General features: G+C 65.8%; 1 protein-coding gene. It reads right to left on the reverse strand.

All coding sequences use genetic code 11. The features are described from left to right. Window positions 1-448, reverse strand: a 448-nt coding sequence (locus tag RCF13_RS02115; RefSeq protein WP_308140782.1) for a DUF3158 family protein, incomplete at its 3' end; no start/stop codon positions are given. Window positions 449-523: the final 75 nt, after the last annotated feature.

The following is a 523-nucleotide window of genomic DNA, read 5'->3' on the forward strand; positions in this document are numbered from 1 at the left end:
CCTGAGCCTGGCGACCGAGCGTGTGCAGCAGGCTGATCTGCATGTTCAGCACGATGCGCTGCTGCTCCAACGCATACAGGTCGGCCAGCAGGTTGACCGGCGTGGCGGGTCTGGCGATGAGTTCCTGCCACAGCGCCACGCCCATGGCGGAGCGGTCTGGCCTGCGCCAGCGCAGAAAGGTCGTGCCTGCGCCAGTCTTCTGCTGGGCCAGTTCCGCGGGCAGCAGGTGAAAGGGATGCCCGGTGGCTTGCCGCAGCACGCGCCGTTGCGCCAGGGCGATGAGTTGGTCCCTTTGCGCGTGGCATTGGCTGGCCCAGTCGTCGAGAGGCCCCTTACCTTTAAAAGGTCTTAAAAGGCCTTTTAGATAGGCTGCCTGTTCCAGCTTGATGAAGTCCGCCTGTTCCAGCGGACGGAAATGGGCGTGCTGCCCCAGGCTGGGTTCCGTCATGCTGGCGCGTCCTCGGCGTTCTCGGCATCCCCGGTGGGCGCGGAGGGCACTGGCGCAGCGTCGGCACCTACGGCT

Source organism: Stenotrophomonas maltophilia group sp. RNC7 (assembly GCF_030910085.1).
GTDB lineage: Bacteria > Pseudomonadota > Gammaproteobacteria > Xanthomonadales > Xanthomonadaceae > Stenotrophomonas > Stenotrophomonas sepilia.